The organism is Nocardioides sp., from assembly GCF_047607185.1.
Taxonomy (GTDB): Bacteria; Actinomycetota; Actinomycetes; order Propionibacteriales; family Nocardioidaceae; genus Nocardioides.
Genome location: NZ_JASGDQ010000096.1, coordinates 1 through 23056 on the forward strand (window position 1 = coordinate 1; position 23056 = coordinate 23056).

Consider the following 23056-nt stretch of genomic DNA (forward strand, 5'->3'; position numbering starts at 1 on the left):
CAGCGGGACGGCACCGCGCTGCGACCCCGGGAGCTGCCCTGGCCGGGCAGCATCCCGCCGCCGGCCCCGGCCCGGGTGCTGGCCGACCCCGTCCCGGCGGCGGTGGTCGACGCCGCCGGCCGACCGGTGGTGGTGGGGCAGCGGGGCCTGGTGAGCGCCGACCCGGTCCGGTTCCGGCCCTCGCCGGAGGAGGGCTGGTTGCCGGTGGCCGCCTGGGCGGGGCCCTGGCCGGTGGAGGAGCTGTGGTGGGAGCCGGGCGCCGGCCGGCGCATCGCCCGGTTCCAGCTGGTCGCCGCCGACGGCCGGGCCTGGCTGGCCAGCTACGCCTGCGAGGGGGCCGCCGCCGGCGGCTGGGTCACGGAAGCCGCCTACGACTGATGGGCTGGCAGAACCCCGACATCTCCTGGAGCGAGTTCGAGCGGCGCGTCTCCGGGCGGAGCACCCGGCTCGACGCGCCGATCTCGCGCCGGCGTCGGCTCGCGCCGATCCGGGTCAGGCCGCCGGAGCGGCCCGGCACGCCGTACGCCGAGCTGCACGCCCACTCCCACTTCAGCTTCCTCGACGGCGCCTCCAGTCCGGCCACGCTGGTGACCGAGGCCATCCGGCTGGGGCTGCGCGGGCTGGCGATCACCGACCACGACGGCTTCTACGGCGCGCCGGCGCTGGCCGAGGCGGCCCGGGCCTGCGACGCCGAGGCGGCCGGCCTGGGCACCGTCTACGGCGCCGAGCTCTCGCTCGGGCTCACCAAGCCGCAGAACGGCGTCGCCGACCCGGAGGGCAGCCACCTGCTGGTGCTGGCACGCGGGGTGGCCGGCTACCACCGGCTGGCCGGGGCGATCACCGAGGCCCAGCTGCGCGGCCCCGACTGGGGGGAGAAGGGGCGCCCGGTCTACGACCTCGACGAGCTCGCCGAGCGAGCCGGCGGGGAGTGGCTGATCCTCACCGGCTGCCGCAAGGGCGCGGTCAGACAGGCGCTGGCGGAGAGCCCCCGGGCCGCCGCCGCGGCACTGGCCGCGCTGGTCGACCGGTTCGGCCGCGACCACGTCGTCGTCGAGTTGACCGACCACGGTCAGCCGCTCGACAGCACCCATAACGACCTGCTCGCCGGCATCGCCGCCGACCTCGGCCTGCCCGTCGTCGCCACCGGCAACGTCCACGCCGCCACGCCCGACGACGCCCGGACCGCCCAGGCGATGGCGGCGATCCGGGCCCGCCGCAGCCTGGCCGACATGGCCGGCTGGCTGCCGGCCTGCCCGGCACACCTGCGCTCGGGGGAGGAGATGGCGCGGCGGTTCGCCCGCTACCCCGGCGCGGTCGCCACCTCGGTGCGGCTGGCCGCCGAGTGCGCCTTCGACCTGCGTGCCGCCAAGCCGGAGCTGCCCAAGCGCGGCATCCCGGCCGGGCTGACCGCGATGCGGCACCTGCGGGCGCTGACCCGGGCCGGCTTCACGGCGCGCTACGCCCACGAGTCGGGCCCGATGCGGATCAGGGCGCGGGAGCGGATCGCCCACGAGCTGGCTGTCATCGACCGCAAGGACTTCGCCGGCTTCTTCGTGATCGTCCACGACATCGTGCAAGAGGCGAAACGGAGAGGGATCCTCTGCCAGGGCCGGGGCAGCGCGGCGTCGAGCGCGGTCTGCTACGCGCTGGGCATCACCGCCATCGACCCGGTCGCCTACGACCTGCCCTTCGAGCGCTTCATCTCCCAGCACCGCGAGGAGGAGCCCGACATCGACGTCGACTTCGACTCCGGCCGGCGCGAGGAGGTGATCCAGTGGGTCTACGACACCTACGGCCGCCGCAACGCCGCCCAGGTCGCCAATGTGGTCAGCTATCGCCCCAAGCTCGCGATCCGCGACGCCGCGAAGGCGCTCGGCTACTCACCCGGCCAGCAGGACGCCTGGTCCAAGCACATCGCGAGCTGGGGGAGCATCGAGGTGCCCGACGGCGTCGACGTGCCCGACGCCGTACGCGACCTCGCCGCGCGACTCCACCGCGCCCCGCGCCATCTCGGCATCCACTCCGGCGGGATGATCCTCACCGAGCAGCCGATCGGCGAGGTGGTCCCGATCGAGCGGGCCCGAATGGCCGAGCGGACCGTGCTGCAGTGGGACAAGGACGCCGCCGAGTTCATGGGGCTGGTCAAGTTCGACCTGCTCGGCCTGGGGATGCTCAGCGCGCTCGACCACACGATGTCGATCGCCGGCGACCGGCTGGGGGAGCGGTGGGAGCTGCACACCATCCCCCGGGAGGAGCCGGCGGTCTACGACATGCTCTGCCGGGCCGACTCGATCGGCGTCTTCCAGGTCGAGAGCCGTGCCCAGATCGGCACCCTGCCCCGGCTGCGGCCGCGCTGCTTCTACGACCTGGCCATCGAGATCGCGCTGATCCGGCCCGGCCCGATCCAGGGCGGCGCGGTCCATCCCTACGTACGACGCGCCACCGGCCGGGAGGAGGTGGCCTACGCCCATCCGCTGCTGGAGCCGGTGCTGGAGCGGACCCTCGGAGTGCCGCTGTTCCAGGAGCAGCTGATGGACATGGGCCGGGTGCTGGGCGACTTCGACGCCGACGACGCCGACCTGCTGCGCCGCGCGATGGGCTCCAAGCGCGGCATCGAGCGGATCGAGTCGCTCAAGGAGCAGCTCTACGAGGGGATGCGGGCGAAGGGCATGGACGAAAGGACGGCGGACGCGACCTACACCCAGATCCTCTCCTTCGCCGACTTCGGCTTCGCCGAGTCCCATGCGCTCTCCTTCGCGCTGCTGGTCTACGCCTCCTCGTGGCTCAAGCTGCACTACCCGGCGGCGTTCTTGGCGGGGCTGCTGCGGGCCCAGCCGATGGGGTTCTACTCGGCCCAGTCGCTGATCCAGGACGGTCGCCGTCACGGCGTCGAGGTGCGCCGCCCTGATCTGGCCCGCTCCGCCGCGAGCGCCGACCTGGAGCCGATCGGCGAGCCCCGACAGCGGCCGGGCCGCGACGCCTGCCTCCACCACCACCGCGGCAAGGTCGCCTGGGTGCCCGGCACCCCCGACCCCACTCCCGAGCACCGCCGCGACACGGCGTACGCCGTCCGGCTCGGGCTCGACTCGGTGCGCGGCATCGGCACCGAGGCCGCGAAGAGGATCGTCGCCGCACGCCAGGAGCGGCCCTTCGCCGACCTGGCCGACCTCTCCCGGCGGGCGGGGCTCGACACCACCCAGCTGGAGGCGCTGGCGACCGCCGGCGCGGTGGCCGACATGCCCCGGCGCGAGGCGCTGTGGCTCTCCGGCTGGACCGACACCGAGGACTCCCTCCCCGGCACCGCGCCGGTGGTCGCCGCCCCGGCGCTGCCCGACCTGGACCCGGTCGAGGCGATGCTGGCCGACCTGTGGGCGACCGGCACCACCCCCGACGGCCACCCCTTCGAGCACCTGCGCGCCGGGCTGCGCGCGGCGGGCGTGCTCAGCGTGGCCGAGCTGGCCGGGGTCGAGGGCGGTCGCCGGGTCACCGTCGCCGGGATGGTCACCCACCGGCAGCGGCCCGGCACCGCCGGCGGCGTCACCTTCCTCAACCTCGAGGACGAGACCGGCATGGTCAACGTGGTCTGCACCCGGGGACTGTGGGCTCGGCACCGCCAGGTCGCCACCAGCGCCTCGGCGATGCTGGTCCGCGGCATCCTGGAGCGCGCCGACGGCGTCGCCAACCTCTCCGCCGACCGGCTGGGCGCGCTCGCGGAGATCGCCTCCTCGGCCTCGGTCGCCCTCGACGCCCGGCACCGCTCCCGCGACTTCAAGTGACGCCGAGTCGGCAGAAGTGCTGGCTCCAGGACCGCCGAGTCGGCAGAAGTGCTGGCTCCAGGACAGCCGAGAAACGCCAACTCTGGACACACCCTTGCTCGTCGAAGACAGCCTCCACGCCGCAAAGAGCCCTTGGAGTTGATCATCTAGCGGTCCGGCGCCTCGTCGTAGCGATACCAGCCCTCGCCGGTCTTGACACCGAGTTTGCCCGCGTCGACATAGGCCCTCAGCAGGTCGCGCACGTTCTGAGGAAGGTGCGGGTTCTCCTCGGCATAGTGCCTCTCGATATCCAGCACCACATCGAGGCCCACCCGGTCCATGGTCTCGAACGGGCCCCGTGACATCCCCCAATTGATCTTGAACATGGCATCGACGTCCTCGGGACGAGCCACCCCGTCGGCGACCACCGCGATGGATTCGCGCTTGATCGCGGCCCACACCCGGTTGAAGATGAAGCCGGTTGACTCCTTGCGCGCCTCGAACGGAAACAGGCCGTAGGCCGGCAGCAGCCGCAGCAGGGAGTCGAGCAGATCGCGGTCGGTCTGGCCATTCGACATCAGGTCCACGGCGTTGGCCACAGGCGGCATGTAGAAGTGCATATTGCACACCCGCGTCTGGTCGCGTACTCGTTCGCCGACGAGCCGCGAGGCGTAGGAGGAGGAGTTCGTGGCGAGCACGGCGTCGGATCCGGCCAGCCGGTCGAGTTCGCCGAACAGTTCGATCTTGGTGTCCAGCCGCTCTGGGACTGCCTCCACCACCAGCCAGGCGCCCTCGACCACAGCGCTCAGCGACCGACTCGCCTCGACCTCTCCGACCGCGCCGAAGCCGCGCTGCGCGACCACGTCGGGGAGGTGTTGGCGAGCGTAGTCAACCGCGTCGGCCACGACCGACGGCGAGGGGTCGTACACGCGGACCCGCCCGCCGCGTGAGGCGAACATCATGGCGATGCGCCGACCGAGCGTGCCCGCCCCGACCACCGCCACCGGGCGTTCACCGACGTCGGCGACGTCGAGGTGCCAGGTCACCGTCGTACTCCTCGTCCCCGTTCCAGACCAGCCAGGCCGGTGATCGGCTCGCCGAGCGTGACGAGCACGCGGTCCTCGCCCGCAGACCCGGGCAGCGGCACGACGCGAACCGCTCCGCCCAGGTCCGAGACGTACACCACCTCGGCGTCGGCGTCCACGGCCAGTCCGATCGCCTCGGCAAAGCCGTCCGCGAGCACCTCCGGCGTCGCACCGCGCTCGTCCGCAGCGGGCAGCGGCGCCCGGTTGAGGGTGTTGCCACGCGGCGGTGCGCCGCGATCGGTCCAATAGAGCCAGCCGTCGTCGATCGCCAGGTCGATCGGCTCGGGCAAGCCACTCCACAGCGTCTGCACCATCGCCTCGGGTGCCGGACGCGGCGCCTGAAGCGCGACCCGCCTGATCTGGCCACGTCCGCCCTTGGCCGGACCCTTCTGGGTCCAGTACAGCCAGCCACCCGCGGAGTCGACCGCCACCCCGACGCACTGCGCCGACTCTGCGCCGCTCGGGTCGTTGACCACCAGATCCTCCCGCTTGCTTCCATCGGGACGGATGCGGCTCACCCGGCACCCCTCACGGTCGCCCCAATAGAGCCACCCGTCGGCGAGGACCAACTGCTTGCCGGTGGTGACCGACCCAGGGACGGTGATCGTCCGGATCGGCCCGCCGCTCCAGGGCGCGGCGTGGACGCCCCCGTCGGCCGCAGCGAACTCCGGGGCGCCCATCGTGGTCCAGTAGATCTCCTCGCCGACCGACACCCCGTCGGGGACGCGGCCCACGTTCTCGACGAGCGTCGACACCTCTGCGGTGGCCACGTCGACCCGCAGCAGGCGCCGCGATCGCACCGCCAGCACCGCGACAGCCTCGAACATCACACACCACCTCAGCGAGTGATATGGACGACGCCGCCATCGACCACGATCGTCTCGCCGACCACGTAGTCGCCGGCCCGTGAGGCGAGATAGATGGCCGCGGCAGCCATGTCCTCCGGCACGCCGACCCGCCCAGCCGGGATCGCCGCGGACAGTTCCTCGGCACGGTCGATCGCATCGCGATTCATCTTCGACGCGAACGCGCCCGGAGCGATACCCGAGACGATGATTCCGTCGCCGGCCAGTCGCATCGCCATCCGGCGAGTCAGGTGCATGACACCGGCCTTGGACGCGTGATAGGAATACGTCTCGTTCGCACTGGTGGTGATCCCGTCGATCGAGGCGATGTTGACCACCTTGCCCAGATGGTCGCCGGCCCGCCGGGCGATGACCGGCGCGAGCGCCTGCGTGAGGAAGAACGGTGCCTTCACGTTGAGGTCCATCACCTTGTCCCAGCCGGACTCGGGGAACTCGGCGAACGGAGCGCCCCACGCCGCTCCCGCATTGTTGACCAGAATGTCCAGCGCCGGCTCGCGCTCGGTGTACCGGCCGACGAGGTCGTCGATCCCGGAGGTGGTCGATACGTCGGCCGGCAGGGCGACGCACTCGCCCAGCGCGGACAGTTCCGCGGCGGCCGCTTGGCACTCGTCCGCCTTGCGCGAGCTGATGTAGACACGTGCGCCGCTGCGCAGATAGCCCTCGGCGATCATCTTGCCGATACCGCGCGAGCCGCCCGTGACGAGAGCGGTACGGCCGTCGAGCCGGAACAGGGTGGTCAGATCCATGGTGTCCTTCTGTCGTGGGTGGTCAGGCGACGAGGCCGACGAGTTCGGCCAGGTCCTCGCGATGCCGCGAGGCCGTGCCGAGCGCGAGCTGGTCGGCCTTCGCGCGCTTGAGGTAGAGGTGCAGGGGGTGTTCCCAGGTCATGCCGATGCCTCCGTGCAGTTGCAGTGCCTCCTCGGCCGCCTTGACGGCGACGTCGGAGCAGTAGGCCTGCGCGAGCGCACTGGCCACCGGCGCGTCCTCGTCGGCTCGTGCCACCGTGTCAGCCGCGTAACGGGCCACCGCGCCGGCCTGGATGACCTGGAGGTAGAGGTCGGCCAGGCGGTGCTTGATCGCCTGGAACGAGCCGATCGGACGGGCGAACTGAATGCGTGTGGTCGCATACTCGACGGTGAGTTGCAGGCACTGTCGCGCCAGCCCGTACTGCTCGGACGCCAGCAGGGACTGCCCGGCCAGCAACGCACTGTCCACGGCCTGACGGGCCTGGTCGTCACGGGCGACGACGGTCCCCGGCCCGCTGACCGCCACCGATGCCAGCGGCCGGGTCATGTCCAGCGACGTCAGCGGGGCGACCGTGGCCTCACCGGCCTGGTAGATCCGCAGCGCCAGGCCCTCGGCATCCGTGACGGGCACGACGAGGATGTCGGCCTCGATCGCCCCGGCAACGGGCTGCACGTCCTCACCCTCGGCGGTCGCAGTCCATTGGCCCGCGCGCGCCGACCACGGCACCACCAGAGCCGCCGTCGCCTGGCCCGCCGCGAGCCGCTCCAATCGGGGTGCGTCACCGACGGCACTCAGAGCCGTCGTCGCGATCACGGCACTGGTCAGGAACGGCGCGGGAGCGACCGTCTTACCGAGTTCCTCCAGCACGACCGCGGCCTCACGAGGGCTGGCCCCGGCACCGCCGTGACGCTCCGGAACGAGCAGCGCCGCCAGGCCGAGCTGGTCCGCGAGCATCGTCCAGACGGCCGACACATCGGAGTCCGGGTCATCGTAGAGGGCCGCCGTCGCGCCAGGGTCGGGCAGCACACGAGCCAGTGCCGAGGCGAGGGACGCGCGCAACGATTCCTCGACGTCGGAGTAGAGAAGGTCGGTCATCGGGGCACGTCCTTGAAGGGGATTCCTTTGTCGGGTCGGTGTTCGGCAGGTAGGCCGAGCACGCGCTCGGCAACGACATTACGCAAGATCTCGCTGGTGCCGCCCTCGATCGAGTTGCCCTTGGCTCGCAGATACCGGAAACCGGGACCGCGACCGAGGAAGTCGGCCCGTTCCGGGCGGACCATGGTCCAGTCGTCGTACAGCAGTCCCTCCTCCGGGGCCAGTTGCAACGCCAGGCCGGTGATGGCTTGGGCTTGTTGGGCAAAGGCGAGTTTCATCGCCGAACTCTCCGGTCCGGGCTGGCCGGCCGCGAGTTGCTGCCGCAGCCGCTCGCCGGTGATCCGGGTGGCCTCGGCTTCGACCCACCAGCGCAGCAGTTCCTCCTGCAGCGCCGGGGTGCGCACCGACGGGTCACGGCGCCAGCGGTCGGCGACCAGGCCGATCTGGCCGGCCTCACGTGCCGTGCCTGCGCCGATGGCGACCCGTTCGTTGTTCAAGGTCGTCGTGGCGACCCGCCATCCCTCGCCGACCGCGCCGAGCCGGTCGGTGTCGGCGACGCGGACGCCGTTCAGGAAGACCTCGTTGAACTCCGCCTCACCGGTGATCTGGCGCAGCGGGCGCACCTCGACGCCAGGATCGGCCATATCGAGCAGGAAGTACGTCAGGCCCGCGTGCTTGACGACCGATGGGTCGGTGCGCGCCAGCAAGATGGCGCGGCGGGCGTTGTGCGCCCCTGATGTCCAGACCTTCTGGCCGTCGACGATCCAGGTGTCACCGTCGGGCACGGCCCTCGTCGACACTGCCGCCAGATCCGAGCCGGCACCCGGCTCGGAGAAGAGCTGGCACCAGACCTCCTCGCTGGTGTAGAGCGGACGCAGATAGCGTCGCTGCTGCTCCGGCGTGCCGAAGGCCAGGATCGTCGGCGCGGCCATGCCCAAGCCGATCCCGTTGAGTCCCACGTTCGGGCCCGGCGCGCCGGCGGCGGCGAGCCGGCTGTCGACGATGCCGTTGAGGTCTCGAGACAGGCCGAGTCCGCCGAGGCCTTCGGGGAAATGGACCCAGGCGAGGCCTGCGTCGAATCGTGCGCCCAGGAAGTCCTCCGGCGCAGTGACGGTGGGGTCGTGTGTGGCGAGCAGGCGGTCGACTCGCTCGAGAATCTGTTCACGTGTTCCGGACATCGGATGGCTCCTTGTACGAGGTGCGAGATGAGGCTGTCGGGGAGAGGGCCGGCTTGGGCACGGCCCCTCCCCGAGAGCAGCTCAGTCGACCATGATCACCTCGCCGATCTGCTCGAACTGCTGCTTTTCGGCGTTCCACGCCATGGGCATGTGTCCGTTCACGCCGCCGGGTCGCGTGCTGCTGCTGACCCAGTGGATGCCGTCGATCGCCAGCGGCAGATCGTAGTCCTGGTCGCGGGCCGCCTCGATGATGCTCAGCCGGCTGAGGCCGTCCTCGGACTCGGCCGCCTGCGTCAGGGTGTTCACCAGCAGGTCCGCGATCAGCCATCCGGCCTGAGTCAACGAACTCGCCTGGTCGGCGGCGCCCTCGGTCGCCTCGAGGTACTCCACGACATCGGGGTCGTCGGTGACCTCCGGGTTGGCGATCTGCTTGAGGTAGGAGCTGACCACCACGCCATCAGCGGCCTTCCCGGCGGTGATGTACTCAGCGGCGCCGGTGCAGCTGGCGCTCTTCATCGAGAGCTCGGGATCGAACTGGACCCGTTCGCTGGCGGTGTCGAACGCGGTGCACGCGCCGGCAACCCCCGCGTGGAAGACCACGTTGACACCGGCCTCCTTCATGGCGGCCGCGGCCGCGGCCGGATCGGTGTCCTCGACTTCGGCGACGATCTCGAATCCGTCGTCCTCGGCGACGTCCTTGAAGGCATCGGCGACCACGGTGCCAGCGGCAGTGGAGTTCGCGACCACACCGATCTTGGGCTCGTCCACGTTCTCCTTGACATAGGTCAGGAGCGCCTTGGCGTCGCTGCGGGCGGATGGCAGGAACTGCACCGTCCACGGGTACGCCTCGAGATCGAAGAACTGTGGATCGCTGGCGCTGGCGTACAGCATCGGCACGCAGGCCGCGTTCTGGTCATCGGCCATCGCCGCGACACCACCGGAACCGAACACCGACACGACATCCATGCCGTCCTTCTCGATGAACTCCGTACCGTTGGACTTCGAGCGATCCGGCTGGAAGGCGTCGTCCTTGTACGTGATCTCGATCTGCTGGCCATCGACACCGCCGGCATCGTTCGCCAGCGCGATGCGCGCGTCGAGCCCGTCGCTCATGAGTTCGGTGGCACCGGCGACCGGACCCGACAGCGGAACGCTGAATCCGACCTTGATCGGACCATCGATCGTCGCGGTTGCCGCATCGGGATCGAGGCAGTCCTCGGTATTGACCTCGAAGGCGCCCGTGGCGTCCTCGTCGTCGGAGTCCGAACCGGAGCCGCAGGCCGCGAGCAGCGTCGCGGCCGCCAATGCGGTGATCCCCAGCCGGGCCGCGCGACCGCGGCCATGGGTGAGAGCTTTCATGGCGTGTGCCTTTCTTTCAGTGGTGGTTGTTCGGGGGTGGGTGTCCTCGGGGATGTCGTGGATCTGACACCGATGTCGACGGGCTGGGCCGGACGGACCCTGACGAAGCGCCGAGCCAGCGTCCCCAAGCCGACGGTGATGCCGGACGGAGCGAGGAAGATCATGAACAGCAGCGCGACGGCAAAGAGCACCGCCGAGGCCTGACCGCCGTCGATGTCCGCCGTGTAGTACGGGACGTAGACCACGCCATTGGGGCCGATCAAGCCGCACACCTCACCGCCGCCGACCTCGAGGCCCACGCCGTCGAGTGCCGCTACGCCGCCAAAGAGCAGGACAACATCCGCGATTGTCAACATCGCCCATTCCTTCGGTCGTCAGAGAAGACTGGGCATCCCACTCAGGGCGTGATTGGGGTGTCAGATGAGCCGCCCGCGGGGCAGCACGGCCGCCTCGAGGAGGCGGGCACTCGGTCAGGCCTTGGCGCCAACCAGGAAGAGCGTGGCGAAGTCCTCCCCGAGCTGGCGAGCAGTGCGCTCGCCGTCCGGCCGCCACCAGTTCGGCACGTGCTGGATCATGCCGATCATCTGGAAGGCGAGGACATGCGCCGGGATGTCCGATCGCAGGACGCCGGTCCGCTGGCCCTCGCGCATCAGATCGCGCAGCAATTGGTAATGCCGCCGACGCTGTCGCTGCATCTCCTCGGCTTGCTCCGCGTCCTCAAGGACTTCGGCCAATCGCAGATAGACCCATGCGGCCTCGAGCTCGTCGGCGGTGGCGACCGTCGCGGAGATGCAGGACTTCACCAACATCTCCTCCGCCGTGCCACCCTCGGCCAGGATCTGTTCCAGCCGTTCGGTCTGGCGACGCAGGACTCTCTCGCCAACACGGCAGAAGAGATCCTGCTTGGAGTCGAAGTGGTGATACAGCGCTCCCTGGGTGACGCCAACCTCGTTGACGATACGACGGATCGACACTTCCTCGTACCCGTACTTGCCGAACAACCGCTCGGCCACATCCATGATCCGCTCGGGAATGCGCTGACCGGCGACCAGGGTCGGCGGTCGGCCCATCCGGGGCGGCTGTTGAGACATCTGCGAACTCCGTCGGACCAGCATTGAGCGACACTGTGAACACCTCAGTGTAGATTCGAGCGCTCATCCGCTGACTCGATCCCGTAGTTCGCGCTTGAGAATCTTGCCCACTGCCGATACGGGCCATTGGTCGATGACCTCCATGCTTCTCGGGCACTTGAACCCCGCCAGGCGCTCCTTGGCGTAGGCGCGCAGCTCATCGAGGGTCAGGCTCTCGCCCGCCACCAGTTCGACGACGGCATGGACGCGCTCCCCCCAGCGCTCGTCGGGAACTCCGATGACAGCGCAGGCGACCACGGCCGGATGCCCAGAGATCACCTCCTCGACCTCGAGCGAGTAGACGTTCTCTCCGCCGCTGATGATCATGTCCTTGAGCCGGTCGGCGATGTAGAGATAGCCGTCCTCGGTCATCTGGCCGGCATCGCCGGTGTACAGCCAGCCATTCCGCTTGGTCTGGGCCGTCACCTCCGGCAGGTTCCAATAGCCCTTCATGACGTTGTCGCCGCTCACGACGATCTCGCCGATGTTTCCTCTCGGGACTTCCTCGCCCTGGTCGTCGACGACCCTGATCAGCACGTGCGGCAGGGCGCGCCCGACCGATCGGCGCAGTTCATCGTGCTGATGGTCGACGTCGGTCAAGATGGAGGCGACCGGCGAGAGCTCGGTCATTCCGAACGTCTGATAGAGCTTGGCATTCGGGAAACCCTCTTCGATGCGGGCCAGCAGCATGCTGCTGATCGGCGCCGCCCCGTAGACGATGCTCTCCAAACTGGTGACGTCTCGGTGAGCTCGATCCGGATGTTCCAGCATCGCGTGAACCATCGTGGGCACGAGAGCCATATGGCGGATACGGTGCTCCTCAATGATGCGGAGCACCTCTGCGGCGTCGAAGCCATCGAGGAAGACGGTGACGCAGTCCATGAGCAGATCGTTGACCCAGGAGGCAATGCCGCCGATGTGGAAAGCGGGCATCACCAACAGCCCGGCGGCACCCGCCTCGGTCCGGGTCACGAGCGCCGTGCTGAGCGCAGAGGTCATCACATTGCGGTGGGTCAGCTCGACCCCTTTGGAACGGCCCGTCGTGCCGCCGGTGTAGAAGATGCCGAGCGTGTCGTCGCCCCTGCGCTCGGCATCGGCGATGGGGTCGGCCGCCGCCAGCATGTGGTCATCGATATCGACGATCACGAGGTCGCGAATCGCGGCGCGGAACTCGTCGACGTGCTCACGCCACGGTCCACCGACGACGAGCACCTTCGCCCCTGAGTCTCGCAGCGCGAAAATGACCTCGGGTACGGCCCACCGGAGGTTGATCGGCACCACGATCGCATCGGCCCACGCGACGGCCAGAAGCGTCTGGAAGAACCGATCGGAACTCGGTGCGAGAATGGCCACCCGGTCGTCGCGTTCGGCGCCTAGCCCACGCAGGCGTCCGGCAATCCGGGCGACCGCGTCCAGCGTCTCGGCGTTGCTGGTGATCCGCCCCTCGAAGATGCTCAGCGGCGCGGCCGGCGCGCGCTGCGTCCGACGATGCAGCTGCTGGGTCAAATACATCAGGCTCCCTCACCCTGAGAGTTCTTCCCGCGCTCGGCCCAGTACCTCTCGGAGTAGCGGACCGGACCGCCGGCCGTGATCGACAGCGCCATGTACTCCTGCTCGAGATCGAGGCCGATCGCCAGCGACGTCTCCTGTGCGCGGGTGACGGCCAACTTGGTGTACTTGACCGCCGCCGGCTCGTAGGCGGCCAGTTCGAGGGCGAGGGCCTCAACTCGCTCCATGAGCTCGTCGTGTGCCACCACCTCGTTGACGATCCCCAGGTCGCGAGCCTCGTCCGCGGAGATCTCGCGGGGGCGCAGCATGATGTCGAGCGCCTTGCGTCGGCCGACGAGGCGCGGCAGAGTCTGGGTCGACCCACCGCCCGGGCAGATGCCGATCATCATGTCGCCCTGGCCGAAGCTCGCGCGGTCGCTGGCGATAGCGAAATCGCAGGCGTACAGGATCTCCGGCGCCCAGCAGACGCCGTTGACCGCGCCGATGTACACCTTCGAGGAGGTCATGAGCAGATCGCCCATGACCTGCAACGGGACTCGGTAACGGCTGATCCGCGCGCCAGAGAGGTCGCCCCGGCCGATCGCACCGTAGTAGGGGTGCTCACCGGACTCGTGGCCGTTGGGGCCACCGGAATAGCCAGCGAAATCGTCACCGGTGGAGAAGGCGCGACCGCTCCCGGTGATGATGACCGCGCGGACCGTGTCGTCGGCGTCAACCTGCTCCAGGACGCTCAGCAGCACCTCGTAATCGGTGTGCCGGAACGCATTGAGCTTCTCGGGGCGATTGAAACGAATGGTGGCCACGGCGCCGGAGCGTTCGAGCAGGATCGGGTCGTCGTCGCTCATGCGCTGGCCCCTCGCTGCGCTCGTGACCGGCATGATGCCCATGATTCGCTCGCAAGCTCGCTCATGCCGCGTCTTCCCACCACTTGCCCTGGGGAACCTTCGTGCCGAGTTGGACCTCGAACCAGACGAAGTTGTCCATGTGGTCGACCCATTCGACGATCTTGTCGTCCTGCCAGGTCACCTCGACGACACAGCGGGTCCGGAACGAGCGGCCGGTCGCCTTCACCGGACCCATGTCGCCGAGAAAGGTTCCGCTGTTCCAGATGCTGAGGAAGGCGGTCCGATCGTTTCCCGCTTCGTGGATGAGCTCATTCCTCTCGTCCGGGAAGCAGGTGTTCAGCGTCTCGAGCAGCTTGCGGCCCTGGGCTCGTCCTCGAATCACGCCACCGCCCGGAGTGACGTACACGGCGTCGTCGGCAACGTACGTGTCATGCCAGGACAGGTCGTGTTCGTTGTAGCGATTCAAGAGGATGTCGTGCGTGCGTTCCAGGGGCGTCGACACGGGCACCTGCTTTCCATAGTTACATATCGAGCGATTGGTATGTAACTCGAACATATGACGCACATCACAGGGCGTCAAGAGGAAATCGTGGCGTCCGTCACATACGTCGTGATCGCCACCGGGCAGCGCCATCTGCCACGCCGAGTCGGCAGAAGTGCTGGCTCCAGGACCGCCGAGTCGGCAGAAGTGCTGGCTCCAGGACCGTCGAGTCGGCAGAAGTGCTGGTTGGTCGGGAACACTGGGGCCATGTCCTTGGCCTTGCCTGACGGCGACCCCGCGCCCACCGTTCGGCTGGCCACGTCCGCGGACGTCGCGGCGATCTGCCGCATCTGCGAGACGGGCTACCGGTTCGTGACCACCGGCATCCTGGCCGCGGCGACGGTCGATCGGATCGTCCGGGAGTTCTACGACCCTGAGAGGGTCGCCGGCGAGGTCGACCCGACAGGCTTCTCCGCGCACTGGCAGGGGTATCTCGTCGCCGAGCTCGACGGCCGGGTCGTCGGTGCCGCCGGCGGGGGCCTGGTCGCCGAGGACGTCGGACAGCTCTACGTCATCTATCTCGACCTCGACCATCGCGGTCAGGGGATCGGCTCCGCGCTGCTCGAAGCGGTGACCGAGCAGCAGCGCCGCCTGGGCGCGACACGCCAACGGGTCGCCGTACTCGCCCGGAACCGGCATGGCCTCCCGTTCTACCGTGCCCGCGGCTTCGCGGAGATCGACCGCCGCCGCTACCCTCCGGATGCCGCCGACGGCGTGCCGGAGCTGGTGCTGGAGCGATCACTGTGACGAGGGACGACCCGATGACCTCCGCGGCGTTCGACGAGTTCCCCCTCGGCCTCGGCGGCCCTCGACGCCCGGCACGGCTTCCGCGACTTCCGATAAACTAAGCCCATGACTAAGTCGATCCCGCTCCAGGTGGGGGTCCACGAGGCCAAGACTCGCCTCTCGGAGTTGCTGCGGCTGGTCGATGCCGGCCAGGAGGTAGAGATCGCCCGGGGCGGCAAGCCAGTCGCCAGACTGGTGCCGGCCGCGGCCCGGCCGCACCGGGAGTGGGGCATCGACGAGGGTGTTTTCGACGTGCCCGATGACTTCGACTCGCCAGACCCCGAGATCATCGACCCCTGGTACGCATGAGCGGTTACCTGCTCGATACCCACATCTGGCTGTGGGGCCACACCGCTCGCGAGCGACTCGGCGACGACGTCCGAGCCCTCATCGAGGAGGGTACGCACGACATCTACGTCTCGGCCGCGACGCCCTGGGAGATCGCCATCAAGTACGCCATCGGCAAGCTGCCCCTTCCGGATGAGCCAGGCGCCTATCTCCCGGACCGGCTGAGACGATCGGGCACCGTGGTGCTTCCCATCGACCTGCCACACAGTCTCCGCGCGGGTGCGCTGCCCCTCCATCACCGCGATCCCTTCGACCGGGTGATCATCGCGCAGGCGCAGATCCTGGACATCCCGGTAATCACTGCCGATCCCGCCTTCGAGCTCTACGACGTGCGCACCATCACCGTATGACCCTAGACCTCGACGCCGTCGACGAGCTCTTCGCCCGGGAGTTCGCGCAGGGCCGCTCGCCGGGGCTGGTCTACGCCGTCGTGCGCGACGGCGAGATCCTCCATACCGGTGCCCACGGCACCACCCGGCTCGGCGAGGAGACGGCGCCCGACGTCACCAGCGTGCACCGGATCGCGTCGATGACGAAGTCGTTCACCGCCGCCGCGATCCTGCTGCTGCGCGACCGCGGCCGGCTCTGGCTCGACGACCCGGTGGCGGCCTACCTCCCCGAGCTCGTCGGCAGCGAGATCACCCTGCGCCACCTGCTCACCATGAGCGGCGGACTGATCACCGACGATCCTTGGGGCGACCGCAACGAGTCGATGACCGCCGCGGCGCTCGGCGAGTTCCTGCGCGGCGGCTTCAGGACCGGCGCCGTCCCGGGCACGACCTTCGAGTACGCCAACCTCGGCTACGCCCTGCTCGGCCGCGTCATCGAGGTGCTCACCGGGGATTATCACCGGTTCGTGCTTGAGGAGCTTGCCGGTCCGCTCGGCATGACCGCCACCAAGTACGACGCCCACGACGTCGGTCCGGCGCTGGTGCCCGGCCACCACAAGGTGGCCAGCGGCTGGGTCGTCCAGCCGACGAACTCGCCCGGCGCGTTCTCGGCGATGGGTGGCCTGCACAGCTCGGTCGCCGACCTGGCCCGCTGGGTGGCCGGCTTCACCGACGCCTTCCGCCGGCCCGCCGCGGCGCATCCGCTGCCGGCCAGCAGCCGGCGCGAGATGCAGCAGCTGCAGCGCTTCGTCGAGGTCTCCTCCTCGATCTGTCTCGACCCGCCGCCGGCCGGCCGGGCGCTGACCGGGGTGGCGACCGGCTACGGCTTCGGCCTCTTCGCCGAGCACGACGGCGACCAGGGCCAGGTGGTGCAGCACTCCGGCGGCTACCCGGGCTACGGCTCGCACATGCGCTGGCATCCCGAGACCGGCCTCGGCGTGATCGCGCTCGCCAACGGCACCTACGCCGGCCCGGTGTCCACCGCCGAGAAGGCGCTGCGGCTGCTGGTGGCCGGCGAGCGGAGCCGCGACCTCCCGCCGAGCCTGCCCCCGGCGCTGATCGAGCGGGTGACCCGATGGCTGGCCGGCGAGGACGAGGACGACCTGTTCACCGACAATGTCGCCCGCGACATGCCCGAGGCCGAGCGGCGCGCCGAGCTGGCCCGCGCCGCGGCGCTGGTCGGCGAGCCACGGCCGGACGGCGAGCCGGTCGTCTTCGCCGACGGCCACGCGTTCGCGCTGTGGCCGGTGCCGGCCGAGCGCGGCCGCTACGTGCTGGAGATCAAGGTCGCGCCGACGCCACAGCCGAAGGTGCAGTGGCTGGTCGTCACCGGCGTGCCCGACCCGCCGGAGCCGCTGCTGGCCCACGCCCGCGCCGTGGTGGCGGCCATCGCCGACGGCTGGCCCGTCGACGTACCTCTCGCTCCCGGCGTCGACCTCGGCGCCTTCGGCCGCGCCGCGACCACGCTCCGCGCCCTCGCCGGGCCGGCCCCCGGCGAGGTGACCCTCCGCGACCCGATCGAGGGCGACGGCGAGTCCAGCGCGGTCTGGGGGGTGCGCGCCGGCACCACCTGGTGGCGGCTGGCCATCACCGGCACCGATCCGGTCACCGAGCTGTCGCTGACCCCGGTCCCCACCGAGGAGTACGCCGAGTTCGACGTGAGATTCGGCTCCTGACGCACCAGCGGGGACACTGGACGCCATGCCCGCTGTGCTGCCCGACGGCGACCTCGCGCCCGCCGACGGGTCGCTGCCGGCCACCGCGCTGGCGGGCCTCGGCGAGCGCCCGCTGGGCTTCTACGTCCATGTGCCGTTCTGCACCGTGCGCTGCGGCTACTGCGACTTCAACACCTACACCGCCGTCGAGCTCGGCGGTGCCGGATCCGGGGCGGTCTCCCGCGCGACGTACGCCGACCAGGCCATCGCCGAGATCAGGCTGGCGCGCCGGGTGCTCGGCGAGGCCGACGTGCCCGTGGAGACGGTCTTTTTCGGCGGCGGCACCCCCACGCTGCTGCCGGCGACCGACCTGGCCCGGATCCTCGCCGCCATCCGCGAGGAGTTCGGCCTGGTCGCCGGCGCCGAGGTGACCACCGAGGCCAACCCCGACAGCCTCACGCCCGAGTCGCTGGCGACGCTCCGGGAGGGCGGACTCACCCGGCTCTCCCTCGGTATGCAGTCGGCGGTGCCGCACGTCTTGAAGACCCTCGACCGCAGCCACGACCCGGTCCGGGTGCCGGCCGTGGTGGAGTGGGCGCGCGCCGCCGGGTTCGAGCAGTTGAGCCTCGACCTCATCTACGGCACGCCGGGGGAGTCGCTGGCCGACTGGTCGGCCAGCGTCGAGGCGGCGTTGGCCTGCGAGCCCGACCACCTCTCGGCGTACTCCCTCATCGTCGAGGAGGGCACCGCGCTGGCCCGCCGGGTGCGGCGCGGCGAGCTGCCCGCGCCGTGCGAGGACGACCTCGCCGACAAGTACCTCCTCGCCGACGAGCGGCTCACCGCCGCCGGCCTGCGCTGGTACGAGGTCTCCAACTGGGCCACCGGGCCGGAGGCGCGGTGCCGCCACAACGTCCTCTACTGGACCGGCGCGGATTGGTGGGGCGTCGGACCGGGCGCGCACAGCCACGTCGGCGGCGTGCGCTGGTGGAACGTCAAGCACCCCACCGCCTACGCCGCCCGTCTCGGCGCGGGGGTCAGCCCGGCCCAGGCCCGCGAGGAGCTGGGCGAGGAGGACCGCCGCGTCGAGCGGGTCCTGCTCGAGCTGCGGCTGGCGACCGGGCTGCCGCTCGACGTCCTCGACGACCCTGTCCTCGCGCAGCGGCCGGTCGCCGACGGGCTCGCCGTGATCGACGGCGACCGGCTCGCGCTGACCCGGCGCGGCCGGCTGCTCGCCGACGCCGTGGTGCGTGACCTGCTGCCCTGACCCAGGCCCGACCCAGGGCTCAGCCGGGGGTCTCCTCGGCGGCGCGGGGATCGTCCTGCATCCGCCACAGGCTCAGCCCGAGCAGCGCCGCCAGCAGCACCGCGTCGACGATCGTCACCAGGGTGAGCAGCGCGGTGAGGTGCTCCAGGCGCAGGCCCACCACGATCACGACGGCGACCCCGACCCACAGCAGGTACGCCGACCCGCGGCTCTGCCGGGCCAGCACCGAGTAGACCAGCAGCTGCAGCGCGGAGAGCAGGGTGCCGAGGACCGCGAAGAGCCACAGCCGGTCCTCGATGGCGCGGTAGTCGTCGCCGCCGATGAAGATCATCGCGATGCTGTTGAGCAGCACCGCGCCGGCCACGCACACCACGCCGCAGATGCCCACCAGGCCCAGGCTGCGCAGCAGCGCGCGGCGTCTCCCGGCGGTCGTCGACATTGCGGGGAAGGCGACCACCGCGACGAACTGCGGCAGGAAGAGCACCGCCTTGGTGAGGATCAGGCCGCCGGCGTACAGGCCGGACTCGCGGTTGCCGAGCACGTTGCGGGACAGCACGATGTCGGCGTTGGAGAGCGCGAAGAACCCCAGCAGCGCCATCGAGCCGTGCCAGATCTCGCGCAACATCGGCGCCAGGTCGCCGCTCTGGTGAGCGGTGCGGACCGGCGAGCGGCGCAGTGCGAGCCAGCCGACCACCACCGGGGCGAACCAGCCCAGCGCGACGGCCGCCATGGCGGCGCCCTCGGTCGGCCGGATCGCCATCGCCACGATGCCCAGGACGAGCCGGGGCACGCCGGCCGCGAGGTAGACCAGCGCCAGCGGGATCCAGCGGCGCTCGCCCTGGAGGATGCCCGCCTGCGCCCCCATCACGGTCATCGGCACGGTGCCGACGGCGAGCAGCAGCGCGGGGTAGACGCTGTCGAGTCGCAGCATCCGCTCCACGACGGGGGAGAGCACCAGCAGCGCCGCGGCCAGCACGATCGAGGCGCGGTAGGAGATCCGGAGGATGTCGTGCTCCACCCGCCCGACGTCGGTCGGCTCGGCGGCGATGCGCCGGGCCGCGGTGGCCTGCAGGCCGAGCTGGAGCACGCTGACCACCAGCAGGGTGCCGAGCAGGCTCGCCACGCCGCCGTACTGCTCCGGGCCGAGGAGCCGGGCCGCGACCATCTGGAAGGCGTAGACGCTGACGTTCATGGCCACGATCGCCAGGGCGATCACGCCGCCTCCGGCCAGCAGCTGGCGCAGTCGGGAGGTGGGTCGGGACTCGGACTCGATGGTCACGGACAAGGAGCCTAGAGGTTCCGCCACTAGGGCTCGCGACGACGAGACCTCTTGGCGGAACCTCGCTCGGTCCACCTGCGATGGGATCCCGCTTCGGCGTGCCACACTCCCGTCTCGTGACGCGCTGGCTCCCGCTGCTGTGGTGCGCCGGGCTGACGGTGCTGCTGCTCGGGCCCGCGCTGGGGCCCGGCTATGTCATCGGCCACGACCTGGTGTGGGTGCCGCAGCTGGACCTGCGGCCGGGCTTCCTCGGGCTCGGCTCCGGGCTGCCGCGGGCGGTGCCCTCGGACGCGGTGGTGGCGGTGCTGGACGACGTGGTGCCCGCGGCGCTGCTGGAGCGGCTGATGCTCGTGGGGGCGCTGCTGCTCGCCGGGACCGGCGCGGCGCGACTGGTCGGCGGCGGCCTCGTCGGCCGGCTCGCCGCGGTGAGCGCGGCGGTCTGGAGCCCGTTCGTGGTGGAGCGGCTGTGGCTGGGTCACTGGCCGGTGCTGCTGGCCTATGCGGTGCTGCCCTGGCTGGTGGTCGCGACCCGCGCCCGGCGGCTGCCGGCCTGGACCTGGGGGCTGCTCCTGGTCGGCAGCCTCAGCGCCAATGCGGGACTGATGACCGGGCTGACGCTGGTGGTGTGCGGGCGGGGCCGGCGGCTCCGGCTGCTGCTCGCCGTGGCCGCCGCCAACGCGCCCTGGCTGGTCGCCGGGCTGCGACACGCCGCGCTCGCGCGGGACGCCGGCGGGTACGCCGCCTTCGCGCTCCACGGGGATGGCGTGCCGGCGCCGCTGGCCGCGCTCTCGCTGGCCGGGATCTGGAACGCCGAGGTCGTGCCCGGCTCCCGCGAGGGCGTGCTGGCCTGGCTGGCGCTGGCCGGTCTGCTGGTGCTGGCGGCCGCCGGACTGCGGCCGTGGTGGTCGGCCGGCCGGACACCTGAGAGCGTGTCGGTAGCGCCGGCGAGACCTCAGGCGCCCGGGGAGCAGAGGCGGCTGGCCATCCTCTGGGCGGTCGGCTACGGGCTCGCGGTGGCCGGCTGGGCGGCGCCCGACGCGCTGGCGTGGCTGGGCGAGCACCTCCCGGGCGCGGGAGTGCTGCGCGACAGCAGCCGGGAGCTGGCGCTCTGCCTGCCGGCCGGTGTCGCAGTGGTGGCCGCCGGCGCCGAGCGACTGGCCGCCGGGGCCCGGGCCGGAGCGGCGCGCGCCGCCGTCGGGGTGGCGGTGGCGCTGTTCCCGGTGATGGTGCTCTCCGACGCGTCGTGGGGGATCGGCGGGGTGCTCGACCCGGTCGACTACCCCGCCGAGTGGGCGCAGGCGGGTGCCGTCGTCCGGGGACACGGGGACGTGCTGGTGCTGCCGCTGAGCGCCTACCGGGCGCCGGCATGGGCCGGGCGCCGGCCGGTGCTCGACCCGCTGCCGCGCTATCTCGCGCCCGACGCCGTCAGCGAGGACGCGCTCGTCGTGGATGGCCACGAGATCGCCGGAGAGGACCCGCGGGTACGACGGGTCCAGGCCGCGCTGGCCGAGCCGACGCCCGAGGAGCGCGCCGACGCCCTGGCCCGGGAGGGCATCGGCTGGGTCGTCACCGAGCGGGACGTGGCGGCGGCGCCCGAGGTCGCCGGCGAGCCGGTCCACGACGGCCCGCTGCTGAGCGTGGTCAGGCTCGCCGATCCGGTACGACGCGACCAGAGCGGGGTGGCGGTGTGGCTGGCCTGGGCGGCGTACCTGCTGCTGGCGGTGATCGCCGCGGCGACACCCGTGGTGACGATGATCACCCGCCGGCGCTCAGGTGCTACTGTTCCCCGCTGAGAGAGGGAGGTCTCGATGGGAACGCTGGGCGCGATCGCGAGCATCATCGTCGGCGGAGTGATCGCCGGAGTCACCGTCGTGGGCGTGGTGACCCACACCGTCAACAGCCCGGCCGAGACCACCGTCATCTCACCGGTCAGCCAGCCGCAGTACGGCGCGACCAAGTAGTAGCCTGTCGGGGTCAGACCCGACCGCTGACGCGGTCGCCCCGCAGCACCGCCGCCACGACGGCGACGAAGCCGGACCGCATCCGGGTCCAGTCGTAGTGCCGGCTCAGCGTCTGCGCGCCCTGGGCGAGCTCCTTGCGCTCGACGTCGTCGGTGAGCACCGTCTCCAGCGCCGCCACGAACTCGTCGAAGTCGTCGGCCAGCAGCCCGGAGATGCCGTGCTCGACCGACTCCTGGGTGCCGCCGGCGGCACGGTAGGCGACCACCGGCGTGGCGTGCGCGCCGGCCTCGCCGACCACCAGGCCCCAGCCCTCCTTCAGCGAGGGCAGCGCCATCACCCAGGAGCGGGCGTAGATCGCCTGGAGCTCCTCCTCGGACACGTACCCGGTGAAGACCACGTCGGCGCCGGCGCGCGCCGCGTAGTCGCGCAGCTCCTGCTCCCACCAGCCGGAGCCGACCACGCTCAGCGTCAGCCCGGGGACTCGCCCGCGCAGCGCCACCAGCGCGTCGATGGCGTGCTCGACCCGCTTGTGCGGCACCAGCCGGCCGACCACGCACATCGACGGCTCGGCCGACTTCTCCGCGGCCCCCGACTGCGGCGCGGTGCCGTTGTGCACCACAGCGATCCGCTCCTCGTCGACCCCCAGCCCGGCCAGCTCGTCACGGCTGGCCCACGAGACGGTGAGGTACTGACACCGGCGGTAGAGCCGCGGCGCGAGAGTGCCCTCGATCCACCAGCCGAGCCGGCCCATCGCGCCGGGGTAGACGATCGGCCACTGCTCACGGTGGGTGTGGTGCACCAGCACCAGCACCGGCCGGCGGGTCACCAGCCGGGAGAGGAACGGCAGGCCGTTCTGGACGTCGACCACGGCGTCGAAGCGGCCCAGCGGTCCGAGCCGCCCCAGCAGCACCAGCGCCATGCCCCACAGGTAGACGCTGAGCTTGCCGCCGCGACGCACATAGCGGACCCCGTCGACGACCTCCCTGGCCGCCGCACCGGGGTAGCGCGCGGTGAACACCGTGACCCGAGTGCCCTGCTCGACCAGCCCCTCGGCGGCCTGGCGGAGATAGACCTCCGCGCCGCCGCCCTCCGGGTTGCCGGTGTCGCGCCAGCTCAGCATGACGACGTGAGAGCGTGTTCGAGAACTCGGAAGCGCCGGCTCCGCGCCGCCCAGCACGCGCCCTGGCTGCGTTGTCGTCGGTCGCCATGCCTCCGGCATGGCTCCCTCCTCCGCCTTGCCATGACGCACGCTGGACAACGCCGA

At 71.0% G+C, this 23056-nt stretch carries 21 protein-coding genes and 1 pseudogene; 9 read left to right on the forward strand and 13 right to left on the reverse strand.

Translation table 11 applies throughout. The features are described 5' to 3' along the window. Positions 1-378: pseudogene (locus tag QM595_RS11480) on the forward strand (DNA polymerase Y family protein); the annotation flags it as partial. Then, positions 378-3776 (forward strand): error-prone DNA polymerase, encoded by a 3399-nt coding sequence (locus QM595_RS11485; RefSeq protein WP_415171688.1) that lies wholly within the window; start codon positions 378-380, stop codon positions 3774-3776. The pseudogene QM595_RS11480 and the gene QM595_RS11485, both read left to right, overlap by 1 nt. A gap of 146 nt (positions 3777-3922) precedes the next feature. On the opposite strand, the gene QM595_RS11490 is transcribed toward QM595_RS11485, so the two are convergent. The 11 genes from QM595_RS11490 to QM595_RS11540 all read right to left on the reverse strand — a co-directional run bounded on the left by QM595_RS11490 (position 3923) and on the right by QM595_RS11540 (position 14071). Next, on the reverse strand, positions 3923-4801 hold the full coding sequence (locus QM595_RS11490; RefSeq protein ID WP_415171689.1) for a 3-hydroxyacyl-CoA dehydrogenase family protein: 879 nt from the start codon (positions 4799-4801) through the stop codon (positions 3923-3925). Next, positions 4798-5667 (reverse strand): hypothetical protein, encoded by an 870-nt coding sequence (locus QM595_RS11495; protein ID WP_415171690.1) that lies wholly within the window; start codon positions 5665-5667, stop codon positions 4798-4800. The genes QM595_RS11490 and QM595_RS11495 overlap by 4 nt, the downstream gene beginning before the upstream one ends. A gap of 11 nt (positions 5668-5678) precedes the next feature. Beyond that, positions 5679-6452, reverse strand: coding sequence for an SDR family oxidoreductase (locus tag QM595_RS11500; RefSeq protein WP_415171691.1), 774 nt, complete (start codon positions 6450-6452; stop codon positions 5679-5681). Positions 6453-6474: 22 nt separating this feature from the next. Then, positions 6475-7548, reverse strand: coding sequence for an acyl-CoA dehydrogenase family protein (locus QM595_RS11505; protein ID WP_415171692.1), 1074 nt, complete (start codon positions 7546-7548; stop codon positions 6475-6477). Beyond that, positions 7545-8726, reverse strand: coding sequence for an acyl-CoA dehydrogenase family protein (locus QM595_RS11510; RefSeq protein WP_415171693.1), 1182 nt, complete (start codon positions 8724-8726; stop codon positions 7545-7547). Before QM595_RS11510 ends, QM595_RS11505 begins: the two co-directional genes overlap by 4 nt. An 81-nt stretch (positions 8727-8807) precedes the next feature. Continuing rightward, positions 8808-10085, reverse strand: coding sequence for an ABC transporter substrate-binding protein (locus QM595_RS11515; protein WP_415171694.1), 1278 nt, complete (start codon positions 10083-10085; stop codon positions 8808-8810). Then, positions 10082-10441, reverse strand: a complete 360-nt coding sequence (locus QM595_RS11520; protein ID WP_415171695.1) for a hypothetical protein — start codon at positions 10439-10441, stop codon at positions 10082-10084. Before QM595_RS11520 ends, QM595_RS11515 begins: the two co-directional genes overlap by 4 nt. A 114-nt stretch (positions 10442-10555) precedes the next feature. Further along, positions 10556-11176, reverse strand: a complete 621-nt coding sequence (locus tag QM595_RS11525; RefSeq protein WP_415171696.1) for a TetR/AcrR family transcriptional regulator — start codon at positions 11174-11176, stop codon at positions 10556-10558. A gap of 63 nt (positions 11177-11239) precedes the next feature. Beyond that, positions 11240-12727 (reverse strand): AMP-binding protein, encoded by a 1488-nt coding sequence (locus QM595_RS11530; RefSeq protein WP_415171697.1) that lies wholly within the window; start codon positions 12725-12727, stop codon positions 11240-11242. Further along, on the reverse strand, positions 12727-13611 hold the full coding sequence (locus QM595_RS11535) for an enoyl-CoA hydratase/isomerase family protein (protein WP_415171698.1): 885 nt from the start codon (positions 13609-13611) through the stop codon (positions 12727-12729). Before QM595_RS11535 ends, QM595_RS11530 begins: the two co-directional genes overlap by 1 nt. A gap of 19 nt (positions 13612-13630) precedes the next feature. After that, a complete protein-coding gene (locus tag QM595_RS11540) occupies positions 13631-14071 on the reverse strand; it encodes an ester cyclase (RefSeq protein WP_415171699.1) in 441 nt (146 codons plus the stop codon). 246 nt (positions 14072-14317) lie between these two features. Between QM595_RS11540 and QM595_RS11545 the strand changes: the two genes are divergently transcribed. The 5 genes from QM595_RS11545 to hemW all read left to right on the forward strand — a co-directional run bounded on the left by QM595_RS11545 (position 14318) and on the right by hemW (position 18552). Beyond that, the gene (locus tag QM595_RS11545) at positions 14318-14857 is read left to right on the forward strand and encodes a GNAT family N-acetyltransferase (protein WP_415171700.1); all 540 of its coding nucleotides are present in this window, start codon (positions 14318-14320) and stop codon (positions 14855-14857) included. A gap of 105 nt (positions 14858-14962) precedes the next feature. Continuing rightward, the gene (locus QM595_RS11550; RefSeq protein WP_415171701.1) at positions 14963-15205 is read left to right on the forward strand and encodes a type II toxin-antitoxin system Phd/YefM family antitoxin; all 243 of its coding nucleotides are present in this window, start codon (positions 14963-14965) and stop codon (positions 15203-15205) included. Continuing rightward, positions 15202-15594, forward strand: a complete 393-nt coding sequence (locus QM595_RS11555; protein WP_415171702.1) for a type II toxin-antitoxin system VapC family toxin — start codon at positions 15202-15204, stop codon at positions 15592-15594. Before QM595_RS11550 ends, QM595_RS11555 begins: the two co-directional genes overlap by 4 nt. Then, on the forward strand, positions 15591-17309 hold the full coding sequence (locus QM595_RS11560; RefSeq protein WP_415171703.1) for a serine hydrolase domain-containing protein: 1719 nt from the start codon (positions 15591-15593) through the stop codon (positions 17307-17309). The genes QM595_RS11555 and QM595_RS11560 overlap by 4 nt, the downstream gene beginning before the upstream one ends. A 25-nt stretch (positions 17310-17334) precedes the next feature. After that, on the forward strand, positions 17335-18552 hold the full coding sequence (gene hemW, locus QM595_RS11565) for a radical SAM family heme chaperone HemW (RefSeq protein ID WP_415171704.1): 1218 nt from the start codon (positions 17335-17337) through the stop codon (positions 18550-18552). A 19-nt stretch (positions 18553-18571) separates the two neighbouring features. Here the strand turns inward: hemW and QM595_RS11570 are convergent, their stop codons facing one another. Further along, positions 18572-19831: a polysaccharide biosynthesis protein gene (locus QM595_RS11570; protein WP_415171705.1), complete on the reverse strand. Its 1260-nt coding sequence runs from the start codon at positions 19829-19831 to the stop codon at positions 18572-18574. Between the two features lie 116 nt (positions 19832-19947). On the opposite strand from QM595_RS11570, the gene QM595_RS11575 reads away from it, so the two are divergent. Together QM595_RS11575 and QM595_RS11580 are read left to right on the forward strand one after the other, a co-directional pair. Next, a complete protein-coding gene (locus QM595_RS11575) occupies positions 19948-21624 on the forward strand; it encodes a hypothetical protein (RefSeq protein WP_415171706.1) in 1677 nt (558 codons plus the stop codon). Positions 21625-21639: 15 nt separating this feature from the next. Further along, the gene (locus QM595_RS11580) at positions 21640-21792 is read left to right on the forward strand and encodes a hypothetical protein (protein WP_415171707.1); all 153 of its coding nucleotides are present in this window, start codon (positions 21640-21642) and stop codon (positions 21790-21792) included. Between the two features lie 13 nt (positions 21793-21805). Here QM595_RS11580 and QM595_RS11585 read toward each other — a convergent pair whose 3' ends face one another. Then, a complete protein-coding gene (locus QM595_RS11585) occupies positions 21806-22912 on the reverse strand; it encodes a glycosyltransferase family 4 protein (RefSeq protein ID WP_415171708.1) in 1107 nt (368 codons plus the stop codon). Positions 22913-23056 lie beyond the last annotated feature (144 nt).

Coding starts and splice junctions, on each gene's coding strand:
- QM595_RS11485 (WP_415171688.1), top strand. CDS start 378: ATGGGCTGGCAGAACCCCGACATCTCCTGGAGCGAGTTCGAGCGGCGC.
- QM595_RS11495 (WP_415171690.1), bottom strand. CDS start 5,667: ATGTTCGAGGCTGTCGCGGTGCTGGCGGTGCGATCGCGGCGCCTGCTG.
- QM595_RS11500 (WP_415171691.1), bottom strand. CDS start 6,452: ATGGATCTGACCACCCTGTTCCGGCTCGACGGCCGTACCGCTCTCGTC.
- QM595_RS11505 (WP_415171692.1), bottom strand. CDS start 7,548: ATGACCGACCTTCTCTACTCCGACGTCGAGGAATCGTTGCGCGCGTCC.
- QM595_RS11510 (WP_415171693.1), bottom strand. CDS start 8,726: ATGTCCGGAACACGTGAACAGATTCTCGAGCGAGTCGACCGCCTGCTC.
- QM595_RS11515 (WP_415171694.1), bottom strand. CDS start 10,085: ATGAAAGCTCTCACCCATGGCCGCGGTCGCGCGGCCCGGCTGGGGATC.
- QM595_RS11520 (WP_415171695.1), bottom strand. CDS start 10,441: ATGTTGACAATCGCGGATGTTGTCCTGCTCTTTGGCGGCGTAGCGGCA.
- QM595_RS11525 (WP_415171696.1), bottom strand. CDS start 11,176: ATGTCTCAACAGCCGCCCCGGATGGGCCGACCGCCGACCCTGGTCGCC.
- QM595_RS11530 (WP_415171697.1), bottom strand. CDS start 12,727: ATGTATTTGACCCAGCAGCTGCATCGTCGGACGCAGCGCGCGCCGGCC.
- QM595_RS11535 (WP_415171698.1), bottom strand. CDS start 13,611: ATGGGCATCATGCCGGTCACGAGCGCAGCGAGGGGCCAGCGCATGAGC.
- QM595_RS11545 (WP_415171700.1), top strand. CDS start 14,318: ATGTCCTTGGCCTTGCCTGACGGCGACCCCGCGCCCACCGTTCGGCTG.
- QM595_RS11550 (WP_415171701.1), top strand. CDS start 14,963: ATGACTAAGTCGATCCCGCTCCAGGTGGGGGTCCACGAGGCCAAGACT.
- QM595_RS11555 (WP_415171702.1), top strand. CDS start 15,202: ATGAGCGGTTACCTGCTCGATACCCACATCTGGCTGTGGGGCCACACC.
- QM595_RS11560 (WP_415171703.1), top strand. CDS start 15,591: ATGACCCTAGACCTCGACGCCGTCGACGAGCTCTTCGCCCGGGAGTTC.
- hemW (WP_415171704.1), top strand. CDS start 17,335: ATGCCCGCTGTGCTGCCCGACGGCGACCTCGCGCCCGCCGACGGGTCG.
- QM595_RS11580 (WP_415171707.1), top strand. CDS start 21,640: ATGGGAACGCTGGGCGCGATCGCGAGCATCATCGTCGGCGGAGTGATC.
- QM595_RS11585 (WP_415171708.1), bottom strand. CDS start 22,912: ATGCTGAGCTGGCGCGACACCGGCAACCCGGAGGGCGGCGGCGCGGAG.